Origin of the sequence: Candidatus Pelagibacter sp. HIMB1521, from assembly GCF_052047875.1 — a bacterium.
Taxonomy (GTDB): Bacteria; Pseudomonadota; Alphaproteobacteria; order Pelagibacterales; family Pelagibacteraceae; genus Pelagibacter.
The window spans coordinates 1-1,846 of the sequence record NZ_JBNAIZ010000032.1; the positions used below are offsets into that span (position 1 = coordinate 1).

A 1,846-nucleotide genomic window follows, 5' to 3' on the forward strand; every position below is an offset into this window, starting at 1 on the left:
ATTCTATTTTTTAAAGATTAAGGAATTTCAATATATAATTAATAAAATTTTTTAATAATTGGATAAATTTAAAAATATGAATAAAAAATATGACATTATTTTTTTAGGATTAGCAAAAAATGTAACAAAAACAATTAATGCATTTTTTTTGTCTTTAGAAAACATTTCCAAACAAAACCTAAAATTATGTATTATTATTGGAGAAAATGATTCCACCGATGGTAGTTCAGATTACTTGAAGAATTACAGTAATGATAAATTTGATTATATATATTTAGAAACAACTTTTTTAAGAAAATATAAAAATAGAATTATCAGACTGGGTTATGGAAGACAATATTTAAAGGATTATATATTAAAAAACAAATTCTCATCTCAATTTATTGTTGTTGTGGATTTAGATGAGGTAATAATTAATGGTATAGAAACCATACAATTACTTAACAATTTTAAAATATTAGAAGATAAAAAAAATTATTTATTTGGAGTATCTTCTAAATCACGTCCATATTATTATGATTTATTACCTTTGATAATTAAAGATTATTACGAAATTGATGTCTACAAAATTCAGACTAAGGTTAGTTTAAAAGCATTTTATGAAAGGAATAAATTTATTTATGACTTTCAAAAAAAAATTTCAAAAATGAGAGATGTTGATACAAAATCATCACATAATGGACTTACCATATATTTATATAAAGATTATTTGTTGGGTAATTACTTTGTGAGTGAAAAAAATATTAGATCTGAACATATAAATTTTAATTCAGAGATTCATAAAAAAACAGGAAAATATATTCGTATGACAAATTCTTTAATTGTAAATACACCACAGGAACATATGCCCTTAACCTTTAAAGAGTTTTTTGTTCAGAAAATAATGAAATTTTTAAAACTTAATTGAAATATGTATCAACATTACCCTGTTGTTATTTTTTGTTATAACAGACCAAAAAAATTAAATAATTTAATAAAATCAATTAAGAAAAACTCAAATTTTAAAAAACATAAATATTTTTTTTTCTGTGATGGTGCAAATAAAGAAAGGAATTTTAAATTAGTAAAAAAAAATATTAAAATCATTAAAAAATTAAAGAATATAAGAAAAAAAATTATTTTAAGAAATCAAAATTATGGATTATCAAAAAATATAATTGAAGGAGTGAGTTATGTTTTAAAAAAAAATAATTCATGTATCGTTTTAGAAGATGATTTAATTTTAGAGAAAGATTGTTTGCACTTTATAAATTTTGGATTAAATAAATTTAAAGATAACAAAAAAATTGGAAGTATTTCTGGATATTCTTATGTACACAATGAGCAAATGTATAATAATTTAACTTGGTTTAAATTGTATAGACATTGTAGTTGGGCATGGGGTACGTGGAAAGATGTTTGGAATAAAATTGATTGGAATATCAAAAATACTAACATAGAAAAAATTAAAAAATTAAGAAAAAATTCTCAATTTGCTAAAGCTGGCGAAGATATTGTTGAGATGCTTATTGCACAGAAATACAAATTAATAAATTCTTGGGCAGTGAGATTTAATTATCACTGTCTTAAAAAAAAACTCATATCAGTTAGTCCAAGATTTTCTCAAGTATCTAATGATGGTTATGGTTTGGGCGCAACACATACTCTGAACATTTTTAATAAACAGAAAATAAATTTTAAAGAAAATAACTTGAAAAATCTTAATAAAGTCAAAAGTCCAAAACTTAATTACAAATTAAATGAACTAATAAAAAAAAAACATAACTCGAGTAAAAAATTAAAATTTAAGATTTTAATAAAAAAAATAATTTCAAATTACTTCTAGGTTTTTTTGGTTGAATAATGA

2 protein-coding genes are annotated in these 1,846 nt (G+C 21.1%); both read left to right on the forward strand.

What is annotated here, in order from left to right; translation table 11 throughout:
- Nucleotides 1-76: 76 nt before the first annotated feature.
- On the forward strand, nucleotides 77-907 hold the full coding sequence (locus ACTTA5_RS07610; RefSeq protein WP_440649195.1) for a hypothetical protein: 831 nt from the start codon (nucleotides 77-79) through the stop codon (nucleotides 905-907).
- Between the two features lie 3 nt (nucleotides 908-910).
- Entirely contained in the window at nucleotides 911-1,825 is a 915-nt protein-coding gene (locus ACTTA5_RS07615) for a glycosyltransferase (RefSeq protein WP_440649197.1), read from the forward strand.
- The last annotated feature ends 21 nt before the right edge of the window (nucleotides 1,826-1,846 follow it).

Excerpts from the sequence above, each read along its gene's own strand:
- ACTTA5_RS07610 (WP_440649195.1), top strand. The coding sequence starts at position 77 with ATGAATAAAAAATATGACATTATTTTTTTAGGATTAGCAAAAAATGTA.
- ACTTA5_RS07615 (WP_440649197.1), top strand. The coding sequence starts at position 911 with ATGTATCAACATTACCCTGTTGTTATTTTTTGTTATAACAGACCAAAA.